Below are 25,494 nucleotides of genomic sequence, written 5' to 3'. Positions count from 1 at the left end.
TGACGCTCCCCCATTTTCCTTGTCGCTCCGTTTCTTTGCTAGCAGAAATATCAACTGATCTGCCTGCGCATCGGCCTACCTGGCCTTAAAACGCGTCGCCGGGAATGCGCACGCTGCCTTCCATCAGCACGCGCGCGCTGCGGCTCATGATGGCCTTGGTGACGCGCCATTGGCCATCGACCTGCTGCGCTTGCGCGCCCACCGTCAGGGTGCCCGACGGGTGGCCGAAGCGCACCGAGTTGCGGGGTCCGCCGCCCGCTGCCAGGTTCACCAGGGTGCCGGGAATAGCCGCCGCCGTGCCGATGGCAACTGCCGCCGTGCCCATCATGGCGTGGTGCAGCTTGCCCATGGACAGAGCGCGCACGAGCAGGTCGATGTCGCCCGCCTCCACCTTTTTTCCGCTCGACGACACATAGCCGGCCGGTTTGGCGACAAAGGCCACCTTCGGCGTGTGCTGGCGCTTCGCCGCTTCATCAAGATGGGAAATCAAACCCATGCGCAGCGCGCCATGCGCGCGGATGGTCTCGAAGCGGGCCAGCGCGGCCGGATCGCCATTGACGGCGTCCTGCAGTTCCGTGCCCGTGTAGCCGATGGCGTCCGCATCGACGAAAATCGTCGGGATGCCCGCGTTGATCATCGTGACTTTCAACACGCCGATGCCGGGCACGTCGAGGTCATCGACGAGATTGCCGGTAGGGAACATGGCCGAGCTGCCACCATCGCCGCCCTCCTCGTCCGCGGCCGGGTCGAGAAATTCCAGCTTCACTTCGGCGGCCGGGAAGGTCACGCCATCGAGTTCGAAGTCGCCCGTTTCCTGCACTTCGCCCTGCGTCATGGGGACGTGGGCGATGATGGTCTTGCCGATATTGGCTTGCCAGATGCGCACCGTGGCGATGCCGTCGGCAGGCACGCGGGCCGCGTCCACCAGGCCGCTGGCAATGGCGAACGAGCCGACGGCGGCCGACAGGTTGCCGCAGTTGCCGCTCCAGTCGACAAAAGGCTTGTCGATCGAGACCTGGCCGAACAGGTAGTCGACGTCGTGCTCCGGCTGCGTACTTTTCGCCAGAATCACCGTCTTGCTGGTGCTCGACGTGGCGCCGCCCATGCCGTCGATCTGCTTGCCGTAGGGGTCGGGGCTGCCGATCACGCGCAGCAGCAGCGCATCGCGCGCCGCGCCCGGCACTTGCGCGCTGGCGGGCAAATCCTGCAGACGGAAGAACACGCCCTTGCTGGTGCCGCCGCGCATGTAGGTGGCGGGGATCTTGATTTGGGGTACGTGGGTCATGAGTTTTCCTGGAAGAGGTAGGTCGGATCAGCGGGGCATCGCCGCGCGTAATCCGACACATTGTTGGCGCGTTTTGGCAGATAAGGTCGGATTATGCGCAAGCGCTAATCCGACCTGCCGTTACGCGGCTTTCGAAGATTCGAGGAAATCCTGGGCAAATCGCTGCAGCACGCCGCCCGCCTCGTAGATCGACACCTCTTCCGCCGTATCGAGGCGGCAGGTGACGGGCACGTCGACCGTCTCGCCGTTCTTGCGGTGGATGACGAGGGTCAAGGTGGAGCGCGGCGTGCGCTCGCCCACGACGTCGTAGGTTTCGCTGCCGTCCAGGCCCAGGGTCTTGCGGTTCACGCCAGGCAGGAATTCCAGCGGCAAGACGCCCATGCCCACCAGGTTGGTGCGGTGGATGCGTTCAAAACCTTCGGCCACGATGGCTTCCACGCCGGCCAGGCGCACGCCCTTGGCGGCCCAGTCGCGCGAGGAACCCTGGCCATAGTCGGCGCCGGCGATGATGATCAGGGGTTGCTTGCGCTCCATGTACACCTCGATGGCTTCCCACATGCGCGAGATTTTGCCTTCCGGCTCGATGCGCGTGAGCGAACCGGCCTTCACTTTGCCGTCCTCGATGACCATCTCGTTTTTCAGGGTCGGGTTGGCGAACGTGGCGCGCTGCGCCGTCAAATGGTCGCCCCGGTGCGTGGCGTAGGAATTGAAGTCTTCCTCGGGCAAACCCATCTTCGCCAGGTATTCGCCGGCCGCGCTATCGAGCATGATGGCGTTCGATGGCGACAAGTGGTCGGTGGTGATGTTGTCGCCCAGGACAGCCAGCGGACGCATGCCTTTCAAGGGCCGCGCGCCTGCCAGCGCGCCTTCCCAGTACGGCGGACGGCGGATATACGTCGTCTGCGGACGCCAGTCGTACAGCGGGCTGACCTTGATGCCGTCATCCGCCTGCGCGGCGAACATCGGGATATACACCTTGCGGAACTGCTCCGGCTTGACGCTGGACGCGACGATGGCGTCGATTTCCTCGTCCGACGGCCAGATATCTTTCAACAGAATCGGTTTGCCGTCCGCGTCATGGCCCAGCACATCCTTTTCGATGTCGAAGCGGATGGTGCCGGCAATCGCGTAGGCCACCACCAGCGGCGGCGAGGCGAGGAAAGCCTGTTTCGCGTACGGGTGGATGCGGCCGTCGAAGTTGCGGTTGCCCGACAGGACGGCCGTGGCGTACAGGTCGCGCGACACCACTTCGTCCTGGATGACGGGGTCGAGCGCGCCCGACATGCCGTTGCACGAGGTGCAGGCGAAAGCGACCACGCCAAAGCCTAATGCTTCGAGCTCCGGCATCAGGCCCGCTTCCTGCAGGTACAGCTCCACGGTTTTCGAGCCGGGCGCCAGCGACGATTTGACCCACGGCTTGCGCGTCAGGCCCAGGCGGTTCGCATTGCGCGCGATCAGGCCGGCCGCGATCATGTTGCGCGGGTTGTTCGTATTGGTGCAGCTGGTGATGGCGGCGATGATGACGGCGCCGTCCGGCATCTTGCCCGGTTCGTTTTCCACCACGCCGGAAATCCCGCGCGCGGCCAGTTCCGACGTCGGCACGCGGTTGTGCGGATTCGACGGCCCGGCGATATTGCGCACGACGGACGACAGGTCGAAGCTCAAGACGCGCTCGTACTGGGCGTCCACCAGGCTGTCGGCCCACAGGCCCGTTTCCTTGGCGTACAGCTCCACCAGTTTGACCAGTTCGTCGTCGCGGCCCGTCAGTTTCAGATACTTGATGGTTTGCGCATCGATGTAGAACATGGCGGCCGTGGCGCCGAATTCCGGCGCCATATTCGAGATCGTGGCGCGGTCGCCCAGGGTCAGGTGCGATGCGCCTTCGCCAAAGAATTCCAGGTAGGAGGAGACGACCTTCTGCTTGCGCAGGAACTCCGTCAGCGCCAGCACCGTGTCCGTGGCCGTGATGCCCGGCTGCGGTTTACCCGTCAGCTTGACGCCGATGATGTCGGGCAGGCGCATCCACGAAGCGCGGCCCAGCATCACGCTTTCGGCCTCCAGGCCGCCCACGCCGATGGCGATCACGCCCAGCGCGTCGACCATGGGCGTATGCGAATCCGTGCCGACCAGGGTGTCGGGATAGGCCACGCCGTCCTGCACCTGGATCACGGGCGACATGCGCTCGAGGTTAATCTGGTGCAGGATGCCGTTCCCCGGCGGGATCACGTCGACGTTTTTAAACGCTTTCTTGGTCCAGTCGATGAAATCGAAACGGTCTTCGTTGCGGCGGTCTTCGATGGCGCGGTTCTTGGCGAAGGCGTCGGGGTCGAAACCGCCGCATTCGACGGCCAGCGAGTGGTCGACCACCAGCTGCGTGGGCACCACCGGGTTGACGAGCGCCGGGTCGCCGCCCTGGGCAGCGATGGCGTCGCGCAAGCCGGCCAGGTCGACCAGGGCCGTCTGGCCCAGGATGTCATGGCAGACGACGCGGGCGGGGAACCAGGGAAAATCGAGGTCGCGGCGGCGTTCGATGAACTGGCTCAGCGAAGCGTCCAGGGTGGCCGGGTCGCAGCGGCGCACGAGGTTTTCCGCCAGTACGCGCGAGGTGTAGGGCAAAGTGGCGTAGGCGCCTGGCTGGATCGCATCGACGGCGGCGCGCGTGTCGAAATAGTCTAGCTGGGTGCCCGGCAAGGACTTGCGGTACAGGGTATTCATGGGGGTGCTCATTATTTACGGTCCTTGATTGGCACGAATTCCAGGTCTTCCGGGCCCACGTAATTGGCACTCGGGCGGATGATCTTGTTGTCGATGCGCTGTTCGATGATGTGGGCAGCCCAGCCCGAGGTGCGCGAGATGACGAACAGCGGCGTGAACATCGCCGTCGGCACGCCCATCATGTGGTACGACACGGCCGAGAACCAGTCCAGGTTCGGGAACATGTTCTTGATTTCCCACATGACCGATTCCAGGCGCTCGGCGATGTCGAACATTTTGGTCGATCCCGCTTCCTGCGACAGCGAACGGGCCACTTCCTTGATGACTTTATTGCGCGGGTCCGAAATTGTGTAGACGGGGTGGCCGAAGCCGATCACCACTTCCTTGTTGGCGACGCGTTCGCGGATGTCCGCTTCCGCTTCGTCGGCATTGTCGTAGCGCTTCTGGATGTCCAGCGCCACTTCGTTGGCGCCGCCGTGTTTCGGGCCGCGCAGCGCGCCGATGGCGCCCGTGATGGCCGAATGGATGTCCGAACCCGTGCCGGCGATCACGCGGCTGGTGAAGGTCGACGCGTTGAATTCGTGTTCCGCATACAGGATCAGCGACGTGTGCATGGCTTTTTCCCACGACGCCGACGGTTTTTCGCCATGCAGCAGGTGCAGGAAGTGGCCGCCGATCGAGTCGTCGTCCGTTTCCACTTCGATGCGCTTGCCGTTATGGCTGTAGTGGTACCAGTACAGCAGCATGGAGCCGAACGACGCCATCAGGCGGTCGGCGATGTCGCGCGCGCCCGGCGCGTTGTGATCGTCCTTTTCCGGCAGGGTGCAGCCGAGCACGGACACGCCCGTGCGCATCACGTCCATCGGGTGGGCGGCGGCCGGCAGCGCTTCGAGCGCCGCTTTCACTGCCGACGGCAAGCCGCGCAGGGACTTCAGCTTGGCCTTGTAGCCTTTCAGTTCCGCCGAGGTCGGCAGCTTGCCGTGCACCAGCAAATAGGCGATTTCCTCGAATTCGCAGCTGTCGGCCACGTCCAGGATGTCGTAGCCGCGGTAATGCAAATCGTTGCCGGTCTTGCCGACCGAGCACAGCGCCGTGTTGCCGGCGGTGACGCCGGACAGGGCGACGGATTTTTTAGGCTTGAAAGTGGCGGCTTGCGGTGCGGTCATTGTGTTCTCCAGATTGAATAGTCTCGGGTGCGTCACTGCGGGACCGGCATGCGGTCCCTGCTTTTTGCTTATTTCTGCTTATTTCTTTTGCGCGGCGAACAGCGCGTCGAGTTTTTGCTCGAAATCATGGTAGTTGATCGATTCATACAGTTCCATGCGCGTCTGCATGGTGTCGACGACGTTCTTTTGCGTACCGTCGCGGCGCAGCGCCTGGTAGACGTTTTCCGCCGCCTTGTTCATGGCGCGGAAGGCCGACAGCGGGTACAGGGCCAGGCCCACGTGGGCGCTGCGCAGCTCGTCCAGGGTGAACAGCGGCGTGGAACCGAATTCCGTGATGTTGGCCAGAATCGGCACGTTGACGGCCTTGGCGAACGTGGCGTACATGTCCAGGTCCGTGATGGCTTCCGGGAAGATCATGTCGGCGCCCGCTTCGACGCAGGCGACGGCGCGCTCCAGTGCCGCTTCCAGGCCATCGACGGCCAGCGCATCGGTACGCGCCATGATGACGAAATTCGGGTCCGTGCGCGCATCGACGGCCGCTTTGATGCGGTCGACCATCTCTTCCTTGCTGACGATTTCCTTGCCCGGACGGTGACCGCAGCGCTTGGCGCCCACCTGGTCTTCGATGTGCAGGCCGGCCGCGCCGAACTTGATCATCGATTTCACCGTGCGCGCCACGTTGAAGGCTGAGGCGCCGAAGCCCGTGTCGGCGTCGACCAGCAGCGGCAGATCGCACACGTCGGTGATGCGGCGGATGTCGGTCAGCACGTCGTCCAGGCTGGAAATGCCCAGATCGGGCAAGCCCAGCGAGCCGGCCGCGACGCCGCCGCCGGACAGGTAGATGGCCTTATAGCCGGCGCGCTTGGCCAGCAAGGCGTGGTTGGCGTTGATGGCGCCGACGACTTGCAACGGGGATTCTTCCTGGACGGCCTTGCGGAATGCGGCACCTGCGGAGTATTGAGTCATGTGTTCACCTTATGGGTTTCGGACGGTCCCGAATGTTTCACGGAGTGGCTATGAACATTGATATTGCAAATGCCGTGCCAGCACCATGCGCTCGCGCGGAAAATGCGCCACGGCACAGTGAAAACCAGGGAAATGGCCACGCATCGGCGCTGCACGCGTTGTCACGCCAGGGAACAGCGATGTCACGATTCAGGCCAATGATGTTTCAAATATGTTTCAACCATTCCATTTGAAACATTGAAACATGAAACATATGAGACTGCCACCGGCGACGCGCATAAAAAAACAGCCGGCGGGTGCCGGCTGCAGGTTTGCTGGAAATGCAGGGTCTACGCCAGCCGCACCAGCGGATTGGCGATGATGTTGTCGATCTGGCGCACGGCTTCTTCGCAGGCGGCGGCAATGGCGCCCTCCTCGTCGTCGCGCACGAATTGCATGGTCGAGCCTTCGAACACCTCCAGGCCTTCCGCCGTGGCGCGTTCGATGTCGCAGCTGGCCGACCATTTGCCATCGGTGGTGGGCACGGCCAGGGGAACGATTTCCCAGCCTTTATAGTGAATTTTAGAACTGCTATTCATGGGGTGCCTCCTTTGACTGACTCAATACTGGAAATCGTAGCATGAAGCGGGACCGCTAGCGACGTGTTTCACGCGCCGGCGCGCGGTCAGGCCGACTTTCAGGCTAAACGATTTACGCTGGCTCAAGGACGCAGCAGATTATCCACTTCCGTCCTGGCCACTTCCAGGCCCGCCGTGCAAGCGGTCTCGGGCGCCGCGTAGCCGCCCAGGGTACGGCTGCGCGTGATCGCCTGCGCTTCCGGCTCACCGTCGCGCTGCAGGCGGTAGGTAAAATCCCATAAATCGTCGTTATCTTTTTGCGGGGTCACGGAAATCGTAAAACCGCGGTACTGTTCGCTGCGTGCAGTGATATCGTTCATGAATTCCTCCTTGGAAGAATGAGGTTACCATGCTGCAAGCGCGAGCGTGCGCACGGCTGCGACGGAGGCATGCATGCCCGCTTATCTGTTTTTCGCATGTCAAATGTCAATTTGCAGCATTTTTTTAGCGAACTCTGGCGATATAATGCCATTCCCTTGCCCGTCCCTTGCCGCCGCGATGACTCCACAAATCCAAGCTTTCTTCGACCCGACCACCGCCACCGTCACCTACGTTGTCTACGAAGCGGATGGACGGGACTGCGCCATCATCGATTCCGTGCTCGATTACGACCCGAAGGCGGGCCGCACTTCAACCGCCTCGGCCGACAAGGTGATCACCTTCGTGCGCGAACACGGCTTGCAGTGCCGTTGGCTGCTGGAAACCCATGCGCACGCCGATCATCTTTCCGCCGCGCCCTACCTGCAACAGCAGCTGGGCGGCGACGTGGCCATCGGCGCCGCCATCCAGACGGTGCAGCAGGCCTTCGCCGCCGTCTACCACCAGGACGGCGCCAGGGCCGACGGCTCGCAGTTCGACCAGCTGTTCGCGCCCGACCAGGTGTTTCATATCGGAAAACTGGAAGTACGCGCCCTGCACGTGCCCGGCCACACGCCGGCCGACCTGGCGTACCAGATCGGCGACGCCGTTTTCGTGGGCGACACCTTGTTCATGCCGGACGTAGGCTCGGCCCGCTGCGACTTCCCCGGCGGTTCCGCTACCCTGCTGTACCGCTCCGTGCAGCGCTTGCTGGCGCTGCCGCCGCAGACGCGGCTGTTCATGTGCCACGACTACCCGCCCAACGGCCGCGCGCCGCGCTGGGAAGTGACGGTGGCGGAACAGCGCGCAAGCAACATCCATTTGCGCGACGGCATCACGGAAGAACAATTCGTGGCCATGCGCACGGGCCGCGACGCCACCCTCGACATGCCGACCCTGATCCTGCCCGCCATCCAGGTCAACATCAACGCGGGCAAGCTGCCCGAGCCGGAAGACAATGGCGTGCGCTACCTGAAGATTCCGCTCAACGCGCTGTAATTTCGCGGGGCCACGCTCCGCCCCCTCCCTCCCGCCTCATCGCACCTCCCCCTGGCGCCGCCTGCCCGCGCGCCAGCGCGGCATGCGCCGCTGCCTCCCCAAGCATCAGGAATCGTGAGCCGCACGCTCAGTATTTACGATTTGCTTCGTCCTTCGTGGCGGCTTATCGTGTATCCGCAATTGCCTGGCCCTGCCTTCCGGGAGCCCGGGCACTTGCCAGCCGGCGCCGGCCCTGTTGCCATGCGCTCCACTTTCCCCCTTCCTTTGCCTGGACAGGCACCACGATGACTTACTTGACCTATGCCAGCCCCCTGCCGCCTGCGCCGCCCTTGCGCCGCATCGATGCCGCCGCAGCCAGCCAGTCCGACGACATTCCCGGCGTGTGGACGCAGGTGCGCGGCATGGCGCAGCAGCTCGCCAAGCTGATACTGCCGCACGACAGCCCCGCCGGGCTGCCGCCATCTTGGCACAGCGCCTGGGCGCGCGCGATATGCGCCCGGCCGTGCTGCGGCCCCTGTTCGAGGACAATCCAAGCACGCAGCCGCCCATCCTGGCCAGCATCACGGCCGACCTTGCGGCCATCGCGCAGCGCGATCCCGCCTGCCCCGACAGCTTGCACGCGCGGCTGAACCTGAAGGGTTTTCACGCGCTGCAAACCTGCCGCATGGCGCACCATCTGTGGACGGCGGGCCGCAGCGAGGCCGCCTTTGCCCTGTCCAGCCATGCGGCCGGCATCTTCGGCATCGACATCCATCCGGCCGCGCGCATCGGCGCGGGCATCATGCTCGATCAGGGCAGCGGCATCGTCATCGGCGAAACGGCCGCAGTCGACGACAACGTCTCCATCCTGCAGAACGTCACCCTGGGCGGCACCGGCAAGGAGCATGGCGACCGCCATCCGAAGACACGCTCGGGCGTGATGCTGGGCGCGGGCGCCAATATCCTCGGCAACATCGAAATCGGCACCATGAGCAAGGCGGCAGCCGGCAGCGTGATCCTGCAGGACGTGCCCGCCCATTGCACGGTGGCCGGCATTCCCGGGCGCATCGTCCGCTGCCACCTGGCCGACAGCCCGCCCGCCTTCGAGATGGGCCAGATGCTGCAGCGCCGCCCACGCACCAGACATGGCGTCAAACGCAACAATATAGTGCAAATGATGCGTCTTCCGCCATGCCAAATCCCTCGTTACCATGGAATCACTCTTATTGGATGGACAAGCCACCTTATGAATTCGCCGTCAAAACCCCTACCTCCAAGCCAGCAGGCCACCCCGGCCGGCACCGCCACCATGCCCGTGCGCGGCGCCCTTGCCAGCCTGTCCCTGTCGATGCTGCTGCCCGCGCTGGGCACCAGCATCGCCAACGTGGCCCTGCCCGACATGGCCAGGGCCCTGCATGCGCCGTTCCAGGACGTGCAATGGATCGTGCTGGCCTACCTGCTGGCCATCACCGCGCTGATCGTCAGCGTGGGCCGCCTCGGCGACATGATCGGCCGGCGCCGCCTGCTGCTGGCCGGCATCGCCCTGTTCGCCGCCGCCTCCATCCTGTGCGCCCTGGCGCCCACCCTGTGGCTGCTGGTCGCCGCGCGCGCCCTGCAGGGCCTGGGCGCTGCCGTCATGATGGCGCTGACCATGGCCTTCGTCGGCAGCACCGTGCCCAAGGCCAGGACGGGCAGCGCCATGGGCCTGCTCGGCACCATGTCGGCCGTCGGCACCACGCTCGGGCCCGCGCTGGGCGGCCTGCTGATCGCGCGCTTCGGCTGGCAAGCCATCTTCCTCGTCAACGTGCCGCTGGCCGGCGTGGCGCTGCTGCTGGCCTGGCGTTACCTGCCGGCTGACCGGGGCGGCGCGCACGCCAGGCGGCCCGTGTTCGACCACCGCGGCACCTTGCTGCTGGCGCTGACCCTGGCCGCGTACGCGCTGGCCATGACCCTGGGGCGCGGCCATTTCGGCATGCGCAACGCAGCCCTGCTGCTGGCCGCCTGCGTGGGCGGCGCCCTGTTCGTCCGCGTCGAACTGAAGGCGCCGGCGCCGCTGATACGCCTGGCCATGCTGCGCGCGCCCGTGCTCAGCGCGGGCCTGGCGACCAGCATGCTGGTGTCGACGGTCATGATGTCGACCCTGGTGGTCGGCCCGTTCTACCTGTCGCGCGGCCTGTGTCTGGGCACGGCCGTCACCGGCATGGTGCTGGCGGCCGGGCCGCTGGTGGCGGCGTTCTGCGGCGTGCCGTCCGGCTGGCTGGTGGACCGCTACGGCGCGCAGCGCATGGGCGGCGCGGGCCTGTGCGGCGCGGCCGCCGCCTGCCTGGCGCTGTCCCTGCTGCCGGCCAGCCTGGGCATCCCCGGCTACGTCGCACCGATCATGTTGCTCACGGCCAGCTATGCGCTGTTCCAGGCGGCCAACAATACCGCCGTGATGGGCGACATCGTCCCCGACCAGCGCGGCCTCATTTCCGGCATGCTCAATCTGTCGCGCAATCTGGGCCTCGTCACGGGCGCCTCCGTGATGGGCGCCGTCTTCGCCGCCGGCGCTGGCGATATCGCTGGCGCCCGGCCTGCCGCCATGATCCGTGGCATGCACGCCACCTTTGCCGTCGCCAGCGCGCTGATACTCGCCGCGCTGGCCATTTTCGCGCTCGGCCGCGCCCTGGCCAAGCCCCCTACGCCTTCTGGAGACCCCGCATGATGCGCCCCCGTCCGATCCCGTCCCTGCCCGTCCCACTGCTGCTGGCCCTGGCCTGCAGCGCCGCCTTGTCCGGCTGCGGCCGCTCCCAGGCCGCGCCTGGCGGTCCGCCGCCCAAGCCGACCGTGTCCGTGGCCCTGCCGGAAACGTCGATGGTGCAGGCAAGCCTCGACTACACGGGCCGCATCGAGCCGTCGCAGCGCGTGGAAGTACGCTCGCGCGTATCGGGCTACTTGCAGCAAATCGCCTTTCGCGATGGCCAGCAGGTCAAGGCCGGCGATGCGCTGTTCGTCATCGACCCGCGCCCCTTCGCGGCGGCGCGCGACCGCGCCCGGGCCAGCCTGGCCCAGGCCCATGCGCGCAGCAAGCTGGCCACGGCCCAGTTCGAACGCAGCAGCCGGCTGCAGAAGACGGGCGCGGCCAGCACCGAGGAGCTGGAACGGGCGCGCGGCGAGCTGGAAGGCGCGCAGGCGGCCGTCATGCTGAGCCAGGCGGAATTGCGCAGCGCCGAACTGGAACTGTCCTTCACCACCATGCGCGCGCCCATCGCCGGCACGGTGTCGGACCGCCGCGTCGACGTCGGCAACTACGTGGCCGGCGGCGCCGCGCAAAGTGGCGTGCTGACCACCATCGTCGCGCACAGCCCCGTGCGCGCCACGGTCGACCTGTCGGAAGCGGATTTCCAGCGCCTGCGCCAGCACAGCAGGCTGCCGTCCAAGGTGCAGCTGGCGCTCGACGGCGGCGGCCCCGCCCAGGAAGCCAGCGTCGATTTTGTCGACAACGAGATCAGCGCCCGCTCGGGCACGGTGCGCCTGCGCGCCAGCCTGGCCAACGCCGACCGCGCCGTCATGCCGGGCAGCTTTGCGCGCGTGCGCATTCCCGTCGGCGCGGCGCAAGAGCGCCTGCTGGTGCCCGACGCCGCCATCCTCAGCGACCAGAACAAAAAGATGGTGTTCATCGTGGACGCGGCGGGCAAGGTGGCGCCGCGCAAGCTGGAACTGGGCGGCCTGCAGGGCGACAAGCAGATCGTGCTGTCCGGCCTCGGACCGCAGGAGCGGGTCATCGTCTCCGGCGCGGCCAAGGTGCGCCCAGGCGACCAGGTGCTCGTGGCCGCTCCCCGCGCCAGCGGCGCATAAGGAGCGGCCATGCGCTTTTCCCAATTTTTCATCCGCCGTCCCGTGTTTGCCATCGTGCTGTCGATCCTCATCACCCTGGTGGGCGCGGTGTCGGCCATGCGCCTGCCGATCTCGGAGTTTCCCGAGATCGTGCCGCCCACGGTGACGGTGAAGGCCAGCTACCCGGGCGCCTCGGCGCAGGAAATCGCCGATACGGTCGCCGCGCCGATCGAACAGGAAATCAACGGCGTCGACGGCATGCTCTACATGTCCTCGCAATCGGTGGGCGACGGCAAGCTGACCATCAGCGTGGTGTTCAAGCCGGGCACCGACATCGAACAGGCGCAGTCGCTGGTGCAGAACCGCGTGGCGGTGGCCGAAGCGCGCCTGCCCGACGCCGTGCGCCGGCTGGGTCTGGCCGTCAAGAAGGCCTCGCCCGACCAGCTGATGGTAGTGCTGTTCGATTCGCCGAAAGGCACGCGCGACCAGCAGTACATCTCCAACTTCATCGGCACCGCCGTCAAGGACCAGCTGGCCCGCATCGAAGGCGTCGGCGACATCTACACGCGCGGCGCGCGCGACTTCTCGATGCGCATCTGGCTCGATCCGGCGCGCGTGGCCTCGCTGGGCCTGAGCGCGCCGGAAGTGATCGCGGCGGTACGGCAAGCCAACTCGCAGGTCGCCGCCGGGGTATTGAACCAGCCGCCCGGCGGCAGCGATGGCGCCTACCAGGTGCAGGTGCAGGCGCAAAGCCGCTTGCGCGACGTGGCCGAATTCGAGGCCATCATCGTCGCCGCCCATGCCGACGGCGGCGTGGTGCGCCTGCGCGACGTGGCGCGCGTCGAGATGGGCGCGCAGGATTACGCGGAAAGCGGCTTCGTCGACAACCGCACGGCCATCGCGCTGAGCATCAGCCTGCTGCCCGGCTCGAACGCGCTGGCCACCGGCGACCGCGTGCTGGCGCTGCTGGCCAAAATGGAAGCCGATTTCCCGCAGGACGTCGCCTACCATGCCTATTACAATCCGACCGAATTCATCCGTTCCTCGATCGACAAGGTGCGCGACACCATCTTCGAGGCGGCACTGCTGGTGTGCCTGGCCATGCTGCTGTTCCTCGGCTCGTGGCGCGCCGCCGTCATTCCCATCCTGGCCATTCCCGTGTCCCTGGTCGGCACCTTCACGGTGCTGGCCGCGATGGGCTATTCCCTCAATACCCTGTCGCTGTTCGGCCTGGTGCTGGCGATCGGCATCGTCGTCGATGACGCCATCGTGGTGGTGGAAAACGTCGAGCGCCACATGGAGGACGGCATGAGCCCCGGCGCCGCGGCGCAGCGCAGCATGAACGAGGTGGGCTTCGCGCTGGTCGCCATCGCGCTGGTGCTGGTGGCCGTGTTCGTGCCAACGGCCTTCATCGATGGCATCTCCGGCATGTTCTACCGCCAGTTCGCCGTCACCATCGCCGCCTCCACCGTGATCTCGGCACTGGTCTCGCTGACGCTGTCGCCGGCCCTGGCCGCGCTGCTGCTCAAGCCGCAGCGCGATGCCAACAGCCTGGGCGCGCGCTGGATGGCCATCTTCAACCGCGGCTTTTCCCGCCTGACGGGCGGCTACGTGCAACTGACCGGGCGCATCCTCTCGCGGCGCTGGCTGATGCTGCCCGTGTACCTCGTGCTGGCGGGCCTGACCCTGTGGCGCCTGGACGCGACGCCGCGCGGCTTCGTGCCGCAGCTGGACCGCGGCTATGCCATCGTCTCGATCCAGCTGCCGGCCGGCTCGACCCTGGCGCGCACCAGCGCAGTGGTGCAGGACGCCACGGCACGCCTGATGAGCCACCCCGGCGTGGCCCACACGGCCGCCTTCGTCGGCACCGACGGCGCCACGTTTACGTCGGCGCCCAACACGGCCGTCATCTTCACCATGTTCAAGGACTTCGGCGCGCGCGCCAGCAGTGGCCTGGACGGGCCGGCCATGCTGGGCGCCCTGCGCGGCAAGCTGGCGCCCATCAGCGCGGCGCGCGTGATGGTCATACCGCCGCCTTCCGTGCGCGGCATCGGCACCGGCGGCGGCTTCAAGCTGATGCTGCGCGACACGGGCGGCCTGGGACCGCAAGCCTTGCAGGCGGCCGCGCGCGGCATCGCCGAGGAAGCGGGGAAACTGCCCTCGGTGACGGGCGCCTTCACGCCGTTCAACGCCATGAGCCCGCAGATCAAGGTTGAACTGGACAGCACCAGGGCCGAATACCTGGGCGTGCCGCCGCTGCGCATCAACGAGACCCTGCAAAGCTACCTGGCACCCGTGTTTGTCAACGACATGAACCTGATGGGCCGGGTCTGGCGCGTCACCGCACAGGCGGACGCGCCCTACCGGCGCAGCGTGGCCGACCTGGCCACACTCAAGACGCGCGCCGCCAGCGGCGACATGGTCCCGCTGGGCAGCGTGGCCACCTTCAGCGAAGGAACGGCGCCGTTCCGCGTGCCGCGCTACAACCTGTATCCCGCCGCCGAAATCCAGGGCAGCACCAGGCCCGGCTACTCGACGGGGCAGACCATCGCCGCGATGGAAGAACTGCTCAAGGCGCGCCTGCCGGCCGGCTTCGACTACGAGTGGACGGAACTGGCGCTGCAGGAAAAACACGCGGGCGCCAGCACCGGCATGGTGCTGGGACTGGCCGTTCTGCTGGTGTATCTGCTGCTGGCGGCCCTGTTTGAAAGCTGGCTGCTGCCCCTGTCCGTCGTGCTGATCGTGCCCAGCTGCGTGCTGGCCACGCTGATCGGCGTGTCGTGGCGCGGCCTGGACAACAACGTGCTGACGCAGATCAGCATCGTGGTGCTGATCGGCCTGGCCGCCAAGAACGCCATCCTGATTGTCGAATTCGCGCGCCAGGCGATGGCGGCCGGCGCCGATGCGCGCGCAGCGGCCATCGCCGCCGCCCGCACGCGCTTGCGTCCCATCCTGATGACGTCGCTGGCTTTCCTGCTGGGTGCGATACCGCTGATGCTGTCTTCCGGTGCGGGCGCGGAAATGCGCCAGTCGATGGGCACGGCCGTCTTCGCCGGCATGCTGGGCGTGACCTTGTCGGGCCTGTTGTTTACACCCTTGTTTTTCACCTTGCTGAGCCGCCGCCGCGCGGCGCCGGCCACGCACACGGTCGCGCTGGGAGAAGCCGCATGAGCCGCATGACACACTTGAACACGCGCCGCGCCGCGCCGCTGCTGGCGGCGGCCATGCTGGCCCTGGCCGGCTGCAGCGCCGGCACGCCCACGGCGACGCGGGCGCTCGATCCGGCGCAACTGTCTGCCCTGCCCTCGGCGGGCGGCCCGGAACTGCAGGCCGGCGCGCCGCCGGCGCTGTGGTGGCAGGCACTGGGCGATGCCAGCCTGGAGCAGCTGGTCAAGCGCGCCTGGCAAGACAACTACGACGTGCGCATCGCCGCCGCGCGCCTGGCCAGCGCCCGCGAGTTCGCGCAGGCCGCGCGCGGCGCCCGCCTGCCGGCGGTGGATCTCGACGCCCAGGCCGGACGCGCGCGCCTGGCGGCGATCGAGAGCCGCGGCGGCCAGCCGCACATCGCCTCGCCGCTGCAGTGGAGCGCCGTCTTCAGCTGGGAGCTCGACCTGTTCGGCCGCGTGCGCCACAGCATCACCGCTGCCGAGGCATCGTCGGACGAGCGCGCCGCCGTGAGCGACGATGTGCGGCGCCTGATCCTGGCGCAGGTGGTGGACGCCTACCTGGTGCTGCGCGGCGCGCAGCAGATGCGCGTCAGCCTGCAGGAGCAGCTGTCGAACCAGTCCGGCACCCTGCAACTGGTGCGCGAGCGCGAAAGCGCGGGCCGCGCCGCGCCGGCCGAGCGCATGCGCGCCGAGGCGCAGATGCGCCTGGCCAGTGCCCGCCTGCCCAGCCTGAACGCCGAAGAACGCCTGGCGCGCAACCGGCTGGCGACGCTCACCGGACAGCGTCTCGATGCGCCGGAACTGGCGGCGCTCGACCAGCCGATGCCGCTGACGCTGCCGCAAACCTTGTTGACGGATGAGCCGGCTCACCTGCTGCTGCGCCGGCCCGACGTGCGCGCGGCCGAACGGGCGCTGGCAGCGGCCAGCGCGCGCGAAGGCGCCGCCATCGCCGAACGCTTCCCGCGCATCAGCCTGGGCGCGCTGTTTGGCGCCTCCGGCGTGGCCGGCGACTGGAATGGCGGCGATGCGGCGCGCTGGCATGCGGGCGCCGCGTTTTCCCTGCCGCTGTTCGACGGCGGCACGCGCCGCGCCCGCGCCCGCGCGGCCGGGGCCGAGGTGCAGGCCGCGCAGGCCGGCTTCGACAAGGCGCTGGCGCTGGCGTTGGAGGAAACCGACAGCGCCATCGCGCAATGGGTGCAATTGCGCAACCGCCAAGCGGAACTGCGCGAGGCGCACCGGCTGGCGCAGGAAAGCGCGCGCCTGGCGCGCGTGCGCTATCAGGAAGGCGCAGAAAGCCTGCTCGGCGTGCTCGAAGCGGAACGCATTGCGCTGGCCGCGCAGGAGCAGCTGGTGACGGCGCACCGCGACGTGGCCATCGCCACGGCGCGCGGCTACACGGCCATGGCCGGCGGCTTCGACGGGCCCGTGCAGCAGGCCGCTGCCGGCGCCATCAGCCGGCGCTGATCCGGGCCGCGCAGGCGTCGACCACGCAGCCGCGCAGCCAGCGGTGGGCGGGGTCGGCATCCATGCGCGGATGCCACATCAGCGACACGGTCAGGTCCGGCATGCCCAGCGGCAGCGCAAAGCTGAACATGCCGGCACGCAGATTGCCCGTATGCCGTTCCGGCACGGTGGCGATCAGGTCGGAGCCGGCGGCCAGCGCCAGCGCCGCCGTAAAACCGCCGACGATGCTGGCGATCGTGCGCTGCAATCCCAGCGCGGCCAGCGCGTCGTCCATCGGTCCCGTATCCTGGTCGCGCCGCGCCACCAGCACGTGCTGGCCGGCCGCATAGCGCTCGGCGCTGATCGCTCCTTGCGCCAGCGCATGGCCGCTGCGCACCACGCCCACGAAACGGTCGCCGAACAGCCTGCGCGTGCGCACTTCCGGGCTGGTGAGACTGCCGATCACGCCCGTTTCCAGGTCGATGCTGCCCTCGCGCAGCTGCACGCTTTCGCGGTCGAGCTTTTGCACGAAGCGCAGGCGCACGCCAGGCGCCTGCGCGCCGATATGCGCGAGCAGGGCCGGGCCGAAATTTTCCACGAAGCCGTCGCTCGCACGCAGCGTGAACGTCTGCGCCAGCTGGCGCGGATCGAGTGCTTGCACCGGTCCCAGCACGGCCAGCGCCTCGCCCAGCAGGCGGCCCACCCGTTCGCGCAGCTCCAGCGCGCGCGGCGTGGGCACCAGTTCACGCCCGGCGCGTACCAGCAGCGGATCGCCGGTCGTCTCGCGCAGGCGCGCCAGGGCGCGGCTCATGGCCGATGGACTCAGACGCAAGCGCCGCGCCGCGCGCGTGACGCTGCCTTCGGCCAGCAGGACATCGAGGGTGATCAACAGGTTCAGATCGGGTAGCGACATTGGCGCTTACTCGCCCTGCTCCGGCGCGCGGCCGATCTCGCCATCGATATTGGCCAGGAACCACGCCAGCGACGCCATCAGCGCCACGTTGCGCTTGAGGTTATCCGGGTCGACCTTGTCCAGGGTGTCGGCCGGCGTGTGGTGGTAGTGGAAGTAGCTGTGGCTGTCGACGAGCGGCTCGAAGCTGGGCACACCGCCCGTTTCCAGGCGGTGCAGGTCGCCCGTGCCCAGCGCGTCGCGGCGCGTGAACGCGTGCGCGCCCATCGGCAGCAAGGCAGCGCGCAGCGGTGCGAACAGTTTTTCCGACTTCGGCCCCACGCTGGCGAGGATGCCGAACGGGCGGCCGGCGCCGCTGTCCATCTCGATGGCCGCGTATTGTTTGCCGAGCGCCTGCTTGTGGGCCTCGAAGTAGGCCTGGCCGCCACGGCCGCCGTTTTCCTCGTTCATCCAGGCGATCACGCGGATGGTGCGGCGCGGGCGGTAGTCGAGCTTTTTCAAGGTTTCCACCACGCCCATGGCCGCCACGACGCCGGCGCCGTCGTCGTGCGCGCCCGTCGCCAGATCCCAGGAATCGAGGTGGCCCGAGACCACCACCACTTCGCCGGCCTTGTCCGTGCCGGGCCAGTCGGCGATCACGTTGTAGCTGTCCGCTTCCGGCAGGTTTTGCGGCGTCAGGGTCAGGTGCATTTTCAAGGGCCCGCGCGCGGCCAGGCGGCCGATCAGCAAGGCGTCTTCCACGGTGACGGCGGCGGCCGGAATGCGCTTGTTGTCATCGAGGCCCGTGGCGCCCGCGTGCGGGATGCGGAAGTTCGCGCCGCCGACCGAGCGCACCAGCGCGGCCGCCGCGCCCAGGTCGGCCGCCGCCTTCGGCCCGAGGAAGCGCGCGCGCGAACCCTGGCCGTAGGTAACGCCGGCCAGGCCCCGTTCGGCCATCTCCTGGTCGAACGGCGTGTCGATCAGCACGATGGCGCCCTTCACTTCCGGCGCGCGTGCCTTGAGTTCGTCCAGGCTCTTGACGATGATCACGGGCGCCGTCAGGCCGGCGGCCGCAGTGGCGCCCGAGCCGCCCAGGGCCGTGAGCACCACGCGCTGCGACACGCCCTGCGGACGGCCCGCATAGTCGACGATTTCCGCCGTTTCCACGCCGCGCACCCAGTGCGGCACTTTCACGGGCTGCAGGGTGACGGTGGCGCCCAGCTGGCGCATGGCGTCGGCCACCTGCTGCACGGCGGCGGCCGCGCCTGCGGAGCCGGACAGGCGCGGGCCGATCAAATCCGTCATGTCGGCCAGGCGGGCGTAGGCCCAGTCGCTTTGCAGCGCCGTGTCGCGCACCTGCGCCAGCGCTTGCGGCGTATTGCCCGGTGCGGCGGCAAAGGCGCCGGCGCTGACGATGCAGCCAAGGGCGATGGATAAAACGGAACGGCGCAATGGCGCGCCAGTCAGGATGATTTGCATGTGATGTCAGTTCCAGTCAACGAGGTCGAAGCGGGTACGCCGTGGCCAGGGGCAAGGCGCGGCTGTCTACGATAGCGTATTTGTTCTGTCATTGCAGCAACTTTTACGGGACCGATTGCCTCTTGCCCCCAGAGTCGATTACCATGAAGATTCGTGATCGCTACCGGAAACCGACATGCTCAAGGGAACCCTCTGCACCATCCGGCATTTGCAGGCTGCCGACCTGAATACCTATATTTCCCTCGTCAACGACCTGCCCTCGCGCGGCGAGTTTTTCTCCATGCAATTCAAGTCGCCCGAGGCCATGCGGCGCGACTTCCTGCAATCGGGCTTTGTCACCGAAGACAGCGAATTGTTCCTCATCGAAGATCACTCACAGCACATCATCGGCACGATCACGCACTTCAAGAGCCGCACGCCAGCCTCGCGCGAAATCGGTTACCGCCTGTTCGACCGGCAGCGGGACGGGCGCGGCTACATCAGCGAAGCGACGCGCCTGGTGGTCGACTACCTGTTCAGCGCCTATCCGTATCACCGGCTCGAGCTGCTGATGGACCCGCTGAACATCGGCTCCGAGCGCATCGCGCAAAAGAACGGCTTTACCCAGGAAGGCTTGATACGCCAGGCTTTCTTTATCAACGGCGTGATGCGCGACGCCAAAATGTACAGCCTGCTTCGTCCAGAATGGCAGGCGCGCCGGCGCTGACTTGTTACCGCCCCGCCCCGATTGTAATAAGTTGTATTAGACGTGGAACAAGCTTGCGGCAGCAGATATAGTCCAGTTCATGCAGATCATTGTGATCTCGCCGGAATGGAAGGAAATGCCATGTTGAACAAGAAACTCCTGGGTGCGGTAATGGTAGCGGCAGTGGCTGTGTCTTCGGCCGCAGTCGCCGGTGACCGCGACTTCAATACCGTTGCAGGCGCCGTTGTCGGGGCGGCCATTGGCAACAGCACCGGCGGACGCAATGGTGCGATCGTCGGTGGCGTACTGGGCGCCGCAGTCGGCAACAGCATCAGCACGAATGACCGCTACTACGACCGTGGCGGCTATCGCGGCGGCTACCGCGAAACCTATTACGCGCCTGCGCCGCAACCGGTGTACTACGCCCCCGCGCCGCAGCCCGTGTACTACGCGCCGCCACCGCGCTACTACGGCCCGCCGGCTGTCGTCTACGTGCAACCGGGCCGCGGCTACTACCGCGACCATGGCCGCTACGACTACTATGACCGTGGCCACGGTCACGGCCACGGCTGGGGCCATCGCCGTTAAGCGACGCCCGCCACCATATAAAACCTGCGCCAGCCTGCTGCCGCAGGTTTTTTTGCGAAACAGGCAAGGTATCGCCCCCGCACGATTTCGGCTAAGCTGTGTCCTACGATCAACATTGCTGGCCGCCTGGACCGCACCAACCGATGCATTTAATTAAAGACGCGCTCGACTTTGGCCCCTGGCTCGATGCCGCCGCCGGCACCAGCGTGGGCGCCGGCCCGATGCCCCGGCGCGAGAACCAGGACAACTTCCTGCTGATCGATGCCAGCGGCCACGCCGTCTGCCTGTCGCGGCAGGCGCCGTTCCACTGCCAGGTGCCGGGCTGGCCGCGCGGCCACGTGCGTGCCGCCGTGCTCGACGGCATGGGCGGCCACGGCCATGGGCGCGAAGCGGCGGAAGCGGCCGTGCAAGGCTTGCTTGCCGTACCCGCCTGCCTCGACACGGCCAGCCTGGCAGCCAAACTCGACCAGTTGCACACGCGCTTGCAGGATACCTTCGCCAGGACGGCGCCAGCCCAGGCCCGCCCGCCGGGCACCACCCTGACCTTGCTGGAAGTGCCGCCCGGCGAAGCGCCGCTGCTGTATCACGTGGGCGATTCGCGCCTGTATGAAATTGCCGACGGGGTTGCCAGCATCCTCACCGTCGACCACGTGCCGGCCACCGTGTACGCCATGCGCGGCGCGCTCGACGAGACGCGCTGGCGCGCCGCCGTGCACGGCGAGCACCATTCGCAAATCTCGCAGGCCTTCATTTTAGGCAACGCCATCAGCGACAGCTTGCAGCTCGACAAGCCCTTGCGCGGCCTCGATGCGGCCACCTTGCCGCCCTTCCTCGCGCACCTGGGCGACCGCCGCGTGCTGCGCGTGCGTCCCGGCGCCCACTATCTGTTGGCCAGCGACGGTTTCTGGGCCTGCGAGGATCCGCTGGCCCTCACGGCCCGCTGGCCCGCCTTGTGTGCCGGCAAGACTGCGGCTCAGGCCGTCAGCGACCTGTTCGACGACTTCCTCTTGCATCCGCCAAAAGGCTTGTATAGCGACAACATTACCGTGGTGGCGCTGCGCTTCGATGCGGCATTCACCGTCCCAGGCGGCTAGCGGCCAGGTAGCCGGCCGTGGCCGACAAGGCAGACAAGGCGGCGCCCCAGACCATGTCGATCGCCGTCAAGGCCAGCGGCCAGCCGCGCAAGGTCGCATAGTTGCTCAAATCATAGGTGCCGTAGGCAAGCAGCCCCAGCAGCGCGCCCAGCGCCGCCGCCGTGCGTCCGCGGCGCGCGCGCAAGCCGGGCAGGATGGCAAAGACCAGCAGTCCGGCCACGTACAGCAGATAAAACAACACGGCCGGCGCCCAGCGGGGCGTGTCCGCCAATAGCGGCCCCAGCGCCGCGGCGTACACGGGTTTCATCAGCACCGCCAGCCACAGGGCATCGATGGCCAGGAACACGCACAAGGCGGCGCCATAGGCAATGGCAAGCTGGAGCGGGCGTTGGGCAGACATGGTCGTCTTTCGGCGTCAGGCGGCGTTGAGGGCAACAGTTGCGCCAGCATAATGCAAAATGCCGCCACGCTCACGACAGCCTGTATAAATTGAACCATGCCCATGGCGCGCGGTCTGATGGAAGGACCTCTCCCAACGTCACCAGGAGCATGCCATGAGCAACACCATTCCTACACCGCAGGCCGGCGCCGCCGGCGCGCCCGACTACGCCGCCATCAAGCAGCGCCAGCAAGCAGGCTGGGCCAGCGGCGACTTCGCCGTCATCGGCGTGACCCTGCAGCCGGTCGGCGAGTCGCTGGCCGAGGCTGCCGACATCCGCGCCAACGAAGACGTCATCGACATCGCCGCCGGCAACGGCAACGCCACCCTGGCGGCGGCGCGCCGCTTTGCCCGCGTCGTCTCCACCGATTATGTGCCGGCGCTGCTGGACAAGGGGCGCGCGCGCGCCGAAGCGGAAGGGCTGGCCGTGACCTTCCGCGTGGCCGACGCCGAAGCCCTGCCCTTCGCCGATGCCAGTTTCGACGCGGCCCTGTCGACCTTCGGCGTCATGTTCACGCCCGACCACCGGCGCGCGGCCAGCGAAATGCTGCGCGTGCTGCGTCCCGGCGGACGCATCGGCATGGCCAACTGGACCCCGGACGGCTTTATCGGACAACTCTTCAGGACCATCGGCAAATATGTCCCGCCGCCGGCAGGCGTGGTGTCGCCGGCCCGCTGGGGCGAGGAAGCGTATGTGCGCGACCTGTTCGGCCAGGCGGCCGAGCAGGTGCACAGCCAGCGCAAGGTCTTCAATTTCCGCTACGCCTCCGCCCACCACTGGGTGCAGGTCTTCCGCGATTATTACGGCCCCGTCCACAAGGCCTTTGCCGCGCTGGACGCACCTGGCGCCGAGGCGCTGGAGCAGGAGCTGTTCGCCCTGCTCGAACGCCTGAATACAGCGGGCGCCCACTCGCTGGTGGTGCCGGGCGAGTATCTGGAAGTCATCGTCAGCAAACAGCGCAGCTGAACGCAGCGGGACTGGCGATATCAAAATAACATATCCGGAAAGACATAAAATGTGTTTTTGAGCAATAGTTTCCATGACATGTATGGCAAGGTGTGACCAAGGGGATGAATTTGGGCAAAAAGAGCGCATTCAAGCGCCGCGAAAGTTGCCAAGCAGGCGCAAAAGCGCGTAAGCTCTCATGTAGAACAGAGGGCGCAATGTCCCCGCTCGATTCGAGTCAGAATGTCATGAAAAAATGCAGCAACCCGGAGCACCCGCACTGTACGTTCTGGGTCTTGCCTGGGGAAACAGTCTGCGCGGGCAACCACCCGCAAGCGACGAATGTCCCCAGCAGCTACGACCTGTTGAGCGCACTGCGCAGCGCCCGTTCCGAACCATCGGCAACGGCGCTTCTGCACGCCCGTGCGCATGATGCTGCGATGCGCGATGCGGTGATACGCGATGCTGCTCAAGCGGTGACCAGCCTGGCCAGCCCCATGCCAGTCTCGCCCCCCGCCAGCCTGCCGGCATTTACCCCAGTGCCCGCCGCACAGCCGGCCACTGCGCCCGCTTACCAGCCGATACATGCCCACCTGCACATCAGCGGCTTCGATCCCCGTGCGGCAGGCGGACGGCAAACCCTGAAAATGGAATTGCGCGGCATGAGCGCCGCCTGCGCGCCGCAGCTGACCTTGCGCCTGCGCTCGGACCTGATCCCGCGCGGCGCCGTCCAGCATGATTTCGTGCGCACCACGCGCGGCGACTGGCGCCCCGTATTTGTCGAGTTTTCCTCGCGTAACAAGGAGCACGGGCAATACCAGATCGAGGTGGAAGTACACAGCCACGTCGACGGCGCCGTGGCACAGAAATGGGTATGCACGTTTGTCATCCTCGTACCCCGCCGCGACGCCACCCTGACGGAAATCCACCAGATCTTCCTCAGCACGCACAAGAACGTGCGCGTGATGGCCGACGACGCCTCGATTGCCCGCGTGACGGGCGGCGACGGCTGCAACCTCGACGTCACCGCGCGCAATGCCGGCATCGCCCACGTGGATTTGTCGGCGCCGCAAGGCAAGATCGACATGGGCTTTACCACCATCGCCTGGGACGAGGAATTGATCGAAGTCGACCTGCCCGCCGCCAGCCACTGCCATCCGCACCCGAGCCAGGCTGCCTGCCTCGTCAATGCGGCGCCGGAAGCGGGCGAGCAGCGCCAGATCCGCCTGTTCGCGCTGGAAGAATGCATGCTGGGACGCTTCGAGCTGGTGGACCCCGAAGCTGATGTGCTGCTCAGCCATTTCAGCCCCGACGGCCAGGACAACAATGGCTTGACGCGCCGCCTGTCGGGCCGCCACGCCATCATCCGGCGCAGCCAGCAAGGCTTTGAAATCGAAGACGTGTCGCGCTACGGCGTGCTGCTCGACGGCGTATGGCCCGGCAAGCACAAGCCCGTGCCCCTGCGCCTGGGCATGCGCATTGAATTGTCCGCCAGCATCAAGGGCATCGTCGTGCTCAGCGTCACGGCCATCCTCGCGCACGGCGTGATCCTGCACCGCATCGACCATGGCGCCCGCGCCGAGTGTTTTTACCTGCTGCTGCCCGACACCCAGCCCACGCCGGCAAGCCATCTGGCCACGCCGCAGGCCGGCTGCCTTCCCCTGCTGTTCCACCGCAACGGCGGTTTCTGGCATCTGGACACGGCCAGCGGCAAGGAAACCGCGCTGGCCCCGGCCACGGCGCTCGACAAGCTGAGCGGCTTCGCGCGGCACAACCGCTTCGCCAGCGAACCGTATCCCGAATGCTGGATCATCCGCACCGAAGGCGCGGCGCTGTGCGATAGCACCATGCAAACTGCGTAGTAACACTGTTGTAAATCTGCAGTTATCCGCAAGGCTTTAGCGCGGTATCAGTACGAGAAAAATCATCGACAATCCCAGAATAAACACCGCTTCCAGCGTAAACACGATGGCGGGAATCTGCAATTCGCGCGGGATTTTCATGGCGACACCTCTTAAAACGTAAGACTGCTTTCAGCATAGCGCGCCCTGCGCCAAATACATTATCAGCCGCACAACACACTTGGCCGGCCGGCATCAGACGCCGAGTCCGCCACCACGTCCATTCCGACACATAATTTAACACTTTAATAGCAGATATTGCGCAAATAGCCCCCAGAGACGCCCTTGAGTACTGTATATTCATCCAGTTAATATTTCCCGTACTTCACAAAGCGCCCGCACGGCGTTTTACATTTCCTATGGCTTCCAACAAAGCGCATCATGCGACCGGTTGGGCTGCCGGCGTGATCGCCGCGGCCCTGGTCGCGCACGCTGGCGCCGGCGGCCCCTATCAAGTGCTGAGCATGCTCGCCTTTGTCATGGGGGCGCTGGGCGGCACGGCGCCGGACTGGCTGGAAGTGGCCTGGTGGGCGCGCACGCACAAGCTGTGGATCACGCACCGCACGTGGACGCACTGGGGCCTGGCCTGGATCGCCCTGCTCGTCTACACGTATCTGCAATTGCCGCACCACCTGTGGGCGCCGCCCCTGTTCGGCTTTGCCGCCGGCGGCATCATGCATCTGCTGGCCGACTGGCCCAATCCGCTGGGGGTGCCGTGGATTTTCCGCCGCCACTCGCTGCGCTGGTGGAAAAGCGGCCGCCACGACATCATCGTCATCATCGCCGCCTGGCTGGCCGCCACCATCGTGGCCGACCATGTGTTTTTCGACGGCATCCACTGGCAGCGCAGCGTGCTGGCGTTCGAGGCCCTGCTGCGCTGGTCCGCTACTGCCCTGCAGCAAGCCTGGGCGGATCTGCAACAGTGGCAGGAACGCTGGCGCCTCGGTGGCGGACAGTAATTGA

General features: G+C 66.7%; 20 protein-coding genes. 11 read left to right on the top strand and 9 right to left on the bottom strand.

What is annotated here, in order from left to right:
* Window positions 1-85: 85 nt before the first annotated feature.
* From prpF to OX462_RS10810, 6 genes are all read right to left on the bottom strand, one after another.
* Window positions 86-1,285 (bottom strand): 2-methylaconitate cis-trans isomerase PrpF, encoded by a 1,200-nt coding sequence (gene prpF, locus OX462_RS10835; protein WP_409028396.1) that lies wholly within the window; start codon window positions 1,283-1,285, stop codon window positions 86-88.
* Between the two features lie 120 nt (window positions 1,286-1,405).
* Complete coding sequence (acnD, locus tag OX462_RS10830) at window positions 1,406-4,000, bottom strand: Fe/S-dependent 2-methylisocitrate dehydratase AcnD (protein WP_409028740.1); 2,595 nt, start codon at window positions 3,998-4,000, stop codon at window positions 1,406-1,408.
* A gap of 11 nt (window positions 4,001-4,011) precedes the next feature.
* Window positions 4,012-5,166: a bifunctional 2-methylcitrate synthase/citrate synthase gene (gene prpC / locus OX462_RS10825; RefSeq protein WP_070313487.1), complete on the bottom strand. Its 1,155-nt coding sequence runs from the start codon at window positions 5,164-5,166 to the stop codon at window positions 4,012-4,014.
* Window positions 5,167-5,244: 78 nt separating this feature from the next.
* Entirely contained in the window at window positions 5,245-6,132 is an 888-nt protein-coding gene (prpB, locus tag OX462_RS10820) for a methylisocitrate lyase (protein WP_070220951.1), read from the bottom strand.
* Between the two features lie 329 nt (window positions 6,133-6,461).
* Window positions 6,462-6,710 carry a hypothetical protein gene (locus OX462_RS10815; protein ID WP_034751890.1) on the bottom strand — a complete coding sequence of 83 codons (249 nt, stop codon included), beginning with the start codon at window positions 6,708-6,710 and terminating at the stop codon, window positions 6,462-6,464.
* Window positions 6,711-6,832: 122 nt separating this feature from the next.
* The gene (locus tag OX462_RS10810) at window positions 6,833-7,069 is read right to left on the bottom strand and encodes a hypothetical protein (RefSeq protein WP_070220955.1); all 237 of its coding nucleotides are present in this window, start codon (window positions 7,067-7,069) and stop codon (window positions 6,833-6,835) included.
* Between the two features lie 178 nt (window positions 7,070-7,247).
* On the opposite strand from OX462_RS10810, the gene OX462_RS10805 reads away from it, so the two are divergent.
* From OX462_RS10805 to OX462_RS10785, 5 genes are all read left to right on the top strand, one after another.
* The gene (locus OX462_RS10805) at window positions 7,248-8,105 is read left to right on the top strand and encodes an MBL fold metallo-hydrolase (protein ID WP_070220958.1); all 858 of its coding nucleotides are present in this window, start codon (window positions 7,248-7,250) and stop codon (window positions 8,103-8,105) included.
* Window positions 8,106-8,568: 463 nt separating this feature from the next.
* Complete coding sequence (gene epsC / locus OX462_RS10800) at window positions 8,569-10,788, top strand: serine O-acetyltransferase EpsC (protein WP_409028395.1); 2,220 nt, start codon at window positions 8,569-8,571, stop codon at window positions 10,786-10,788.
* The gene (locus tag OX462_RS10795; RefSeq protein WP_409028394.1) at window positions 10,785-11,921 is read left to right on the top strand and encodes an efflux RND transporter periplasmic adaptor subunit; all 1,137 of its coding nucleotides are present in this window, start codon (window positions 10,785-10,787) and stop codon (window positions 11,919-11,921) included. The genes epsC and OX462_RS10795 overlap by 4 nt, the downstream gene beginning before the upstream one ends.
* Window positions 11,922-11,930: 9 nt before the next feature.
* Window positions 11,931-15,071 (top strand): efflux RND transporter permease subunit, encoded by a 3,141-nt coding sequence (locus tag OX462_RS10790; RefSeq protein ID WP_409028393.1) that lies wholly within the window; start codon window positions 11,931-11,933, stop codon window positions 15,069-15,071.
* Entirely contained in the window at window positions 15,068-16,531 is a 1,464-nt protein-coding gene (locus tag OX462_RS10785; RefSeq protein WP_409028392.1) for an efflux transporter outer membrane subunit, read from the top strand. Before OX462_RS10790 ends, OX462_RS10785 begins: the two co-directional genes overlap by 4 nt.
* On the opposite strand, the gene OX462_RS10780 is transcribed toward OX462_RS10785, so the two are convergent.
* Window positions 16,518-17,423: a LysR family transcriptional regulator gene (locus OX462_RS10780; protein WP_070224663.1), complete on the bottom strand. Its 906-nt coding sequence runs from the start codon at window positions 17,421-17,423 to the stop codon at window positions 16,518-16,520. The genes OX462_RS10785 and OX462_RS10780 overlap by 14 nt on opposite strands.
* 6 nt (window positions 17,424-17,429) lie before the next feature.
* The gene (locus OX462_RS10775) at window positions 17,430-18,878 is read right to left on the bottom strand and encodes a M20/M25/M40 family metallo-hydrolase (protein WP_230504746.1); all 1,449 of its coding nucleotides are present in this window, start codon (window positions 18,876-18,878) and stop codon (window positions 17,430-17,432) included.
* Between the two features lie 175 nt (window positions 18,879-19,053).
* Here OX462_RS10775 and OX462_RS10770 point away from each other — a divergent pair, with 175 nt between their 5' ends.
* From OX462_RS10770 to OX462_RS10760, 3 genes are all read left to right on the top strand, one after another.
* On the top strand, window positions 19,054-19,584 hold the full coding sequence (locus tag OX462_RS10770; protein WP_070224661.1) for a GNAT family N-acetyltransferase: 531 nt from the start codon (window positions 19,054-19,056) through the stop codon (window positions 19,582-19,584).
* Between the two features lie 168 nt (window positions 19,585-19,752).
* Complete coding sequence (locus OX462_RS10765; protein ID WP_409028391.1) at window positions 19,753-20,151, top strand: glycine zipper 2TM domain-containing protein; 399 nt, start codon at window positions 19,753-19,755, stop codon at window positions 20,149-20,151.
* 143 nt (window positions 20,152-20,294) lie between these two features.
* The gene (locus OX462_RS10760) at window positions 20,295-21,245 is read left to right on the top strand and encodes a PP2C family protein-serine/threonine phosphatase (RefSeq protein WP_409028390.1); all 951 of its coding nucleotides are present in this window, start codon (window positions 20,295-20,297) and stop codon (window positions 21,243-21,245) included.
* On the opposite strand, the gene OX462_RS10755 is transcribed toward OX462_RS10760, so the two are convergent.
* A complete protein-coding gene (locus OX462_RS10755) occupies window positions 21,226-21,645 on the bottom strand; it encodes a DUF2177 family protein (RefSeq protein WP_409028389.1) in 420 nt (139 codons plus the stop codon). The two genes, OX462_RS10760 and OX462_RS10755, sit on opposite strands and share 20 nt — an antisense overlap.
* A gap of 154 nt (window positions 21,646-21,799) precedes the next feature.
* Here OX462_RS10755 and OX462_RS10750 point away from each other — a divergent pair, with 154 nt between their 5' ends.
* From OX462_RS10750 to OX462_RS10740, 3 genes are all read left to right on the top strand, one after another.
* On the top strand, window positions 21,800-22,651 hold the full coding sequence (locus tag OX462_RS10750; protein WP_409028388.1) for a class I SAM-dependent methyltransferase: 852 nt from the start codon (window positions 21,800-21,802) through the stop codon (window positions 22,649-22,651).
* A 227-nt stretch (window positions 22,652-22,878) separates the two neighbouring features.
* Window positions 22,879-24,492 (top strand): FHA domain-containing protein, encoded by a 1,614-nt coding sequence (locus tag OX462_RS10745; protein WP_409028387.1) that lies wholly within the window; start codon window positions 22,879-22,881, stop codon window positions 24,490-24,492.
* A gap of 398 nt (window positions 24,493-24,890) precedes the next feature.
* A complete protein-coding gene (locus OX462_RS10740; protein ID WP_409028386.1) occupies window positions 24,891-25,490 on the top strand; it encodes a metal-dependent hydrolase in 600 nt (199 codons plus the stop codon).
* Window positions 25,491-25,494 lie beyond the last annotated feature (4 nt).

Origin of the sequence: Janthinobacterium aestuarii (genome assembly GCF_046113285.1) — a bacterium.
In the GTDB taxonomy this organism is placed as follows: Bacteria; Pseudomonadota; Gammaproteobacteria; order Burkholderiales; family Burkholderiaceae_D; genus Janthinobacterium.
Note: the sequence above shows the minus strand (reverse complement) of the source record. Positions and strands in the feature narration are given on the sequence as shown.

Bases quoted from the DNA above. Each gene is read 5' to 3' on its own strand.
- OX462_RS10780 (WP_070224663.1), bottom strand. From the start codon at position 17,423: ATGTCGCTACCCGATCTGAACCTGTTGATCACCCTCGATGTCCTGCTG.
- prpF (WP_409028396.1), bottom strand. From the start codon at position 1,285: ATGACCCACGTACCCCAAATCAAGATCCCCGCCACCTACATGCGCGGC.
- OX462_RS10810 (WP_070220955.1), bottom strand. From the start codon at position 7,069: ATGAACGATATCACTGCACGCAGCGAACAGTACCGCGGTTTTACGATT.
- OX462_RS10745 (WP_409028387.1), top strand. From the start codon at position 22,879: ATGAAAAAATGCAGCAACCCGGAGCACCCGCACTGTACGTTCTGGGTC.
- OX462_RS10740 (WP_409028386.1), top strand. From the start codon at position 24,891: ATGGCTTCCAACAAAGCGCATCATGCGACCGGTTGGGCTGCCGGCGTG.
- OX462_RS10805 (WP_070220958.1), top strand. From the start codon at position 7,248: ATGACTCCACAAATCCAAGCTTTCTTCGACCCGACCACCGCCACCGTC.
- acnD (WP_409028740.1), bottom strand. From the start codon at position 4,000: ATGAATACCCTGTACCGCAAGTCCTTGCCGGGCACCCAGCTAGACTAT.
- OX462_RS10785 (WP_409028392.1), top strand. From the start codon at position 15,068: ATGAGCCGCATGACACACTTGAACACGCGCCGCGCCGCGCCGCTGCTG.
- OX462_RS10775 (WP_230504746.1), bottom strand. From the start codon at position 18,878: ATGCAAATCATCCTGACTGGCGCGCCATTGCGCCGTTCCGTTTTATCC.
- OX462_RS10790 (WP_409028393.1), top strand. From the start codon at position 11,931: ATGCGCTTTTCCCAATTTTTCATCCGCCGTCCCGTGTTTGCCATCGTG.
- OX462_RS10750 (WP_409028388.1), top strand. From the start codon at position 21,800: ATGAGCAACACCATTCCTACACCGCAGGCCGGCGCCGCCGGCGCGCCC.
- OX462_RS10755 (WP_409028389.1), bottom strand. From the start codon at position 21,645: ATGTCTGCCCAACGCCCGCTCCAGCTTGCCATTGCCTATGGCGCCGCC.
- OX462_RS10815 (WP_034751890.1), bottom strand. From the start codon at position 6,710: ATGAATAGCAGTTCTAAAATTCACTATAAAGGCTGGGAAATCGTTCCC.
- prpC (WP_070313487.1), bottom strand. From the start codon at position 5,166: ATGACCGCACCGCAAGCCGCCACTTTCAAGCCTAAAAAATCCGTCGCC.
- OX462_RS10760 (WP_409028390.1), top strand. From the start codon at position 20,295: ATGCATTTAATTAAAGACGCGCTCGACTTTGGCCCCTGGCTCGATGCC.
- OX462_RS10795 (WP_409028394.1), top strand. From the start codon at position 10,785: ATGATGCGCCCCCGTCCGATCCCGTCCCTGCCCGTCCCACTGCTGCTG.
- OX462_RS10770 (WP_070224661.1), top strand. From the start codon at position 19,054: ATGCTCAAGGGAACCCTCTGCACCATCCGGCATTTGCAGGCTGCCGAC.
- prpB (WP_070220951.1), bottom strand. From the start codon at position 6,132: ATGACTCAATACTCCGCAGGTGCCGCATTCCGCAAGGCCGTCCAGGAA.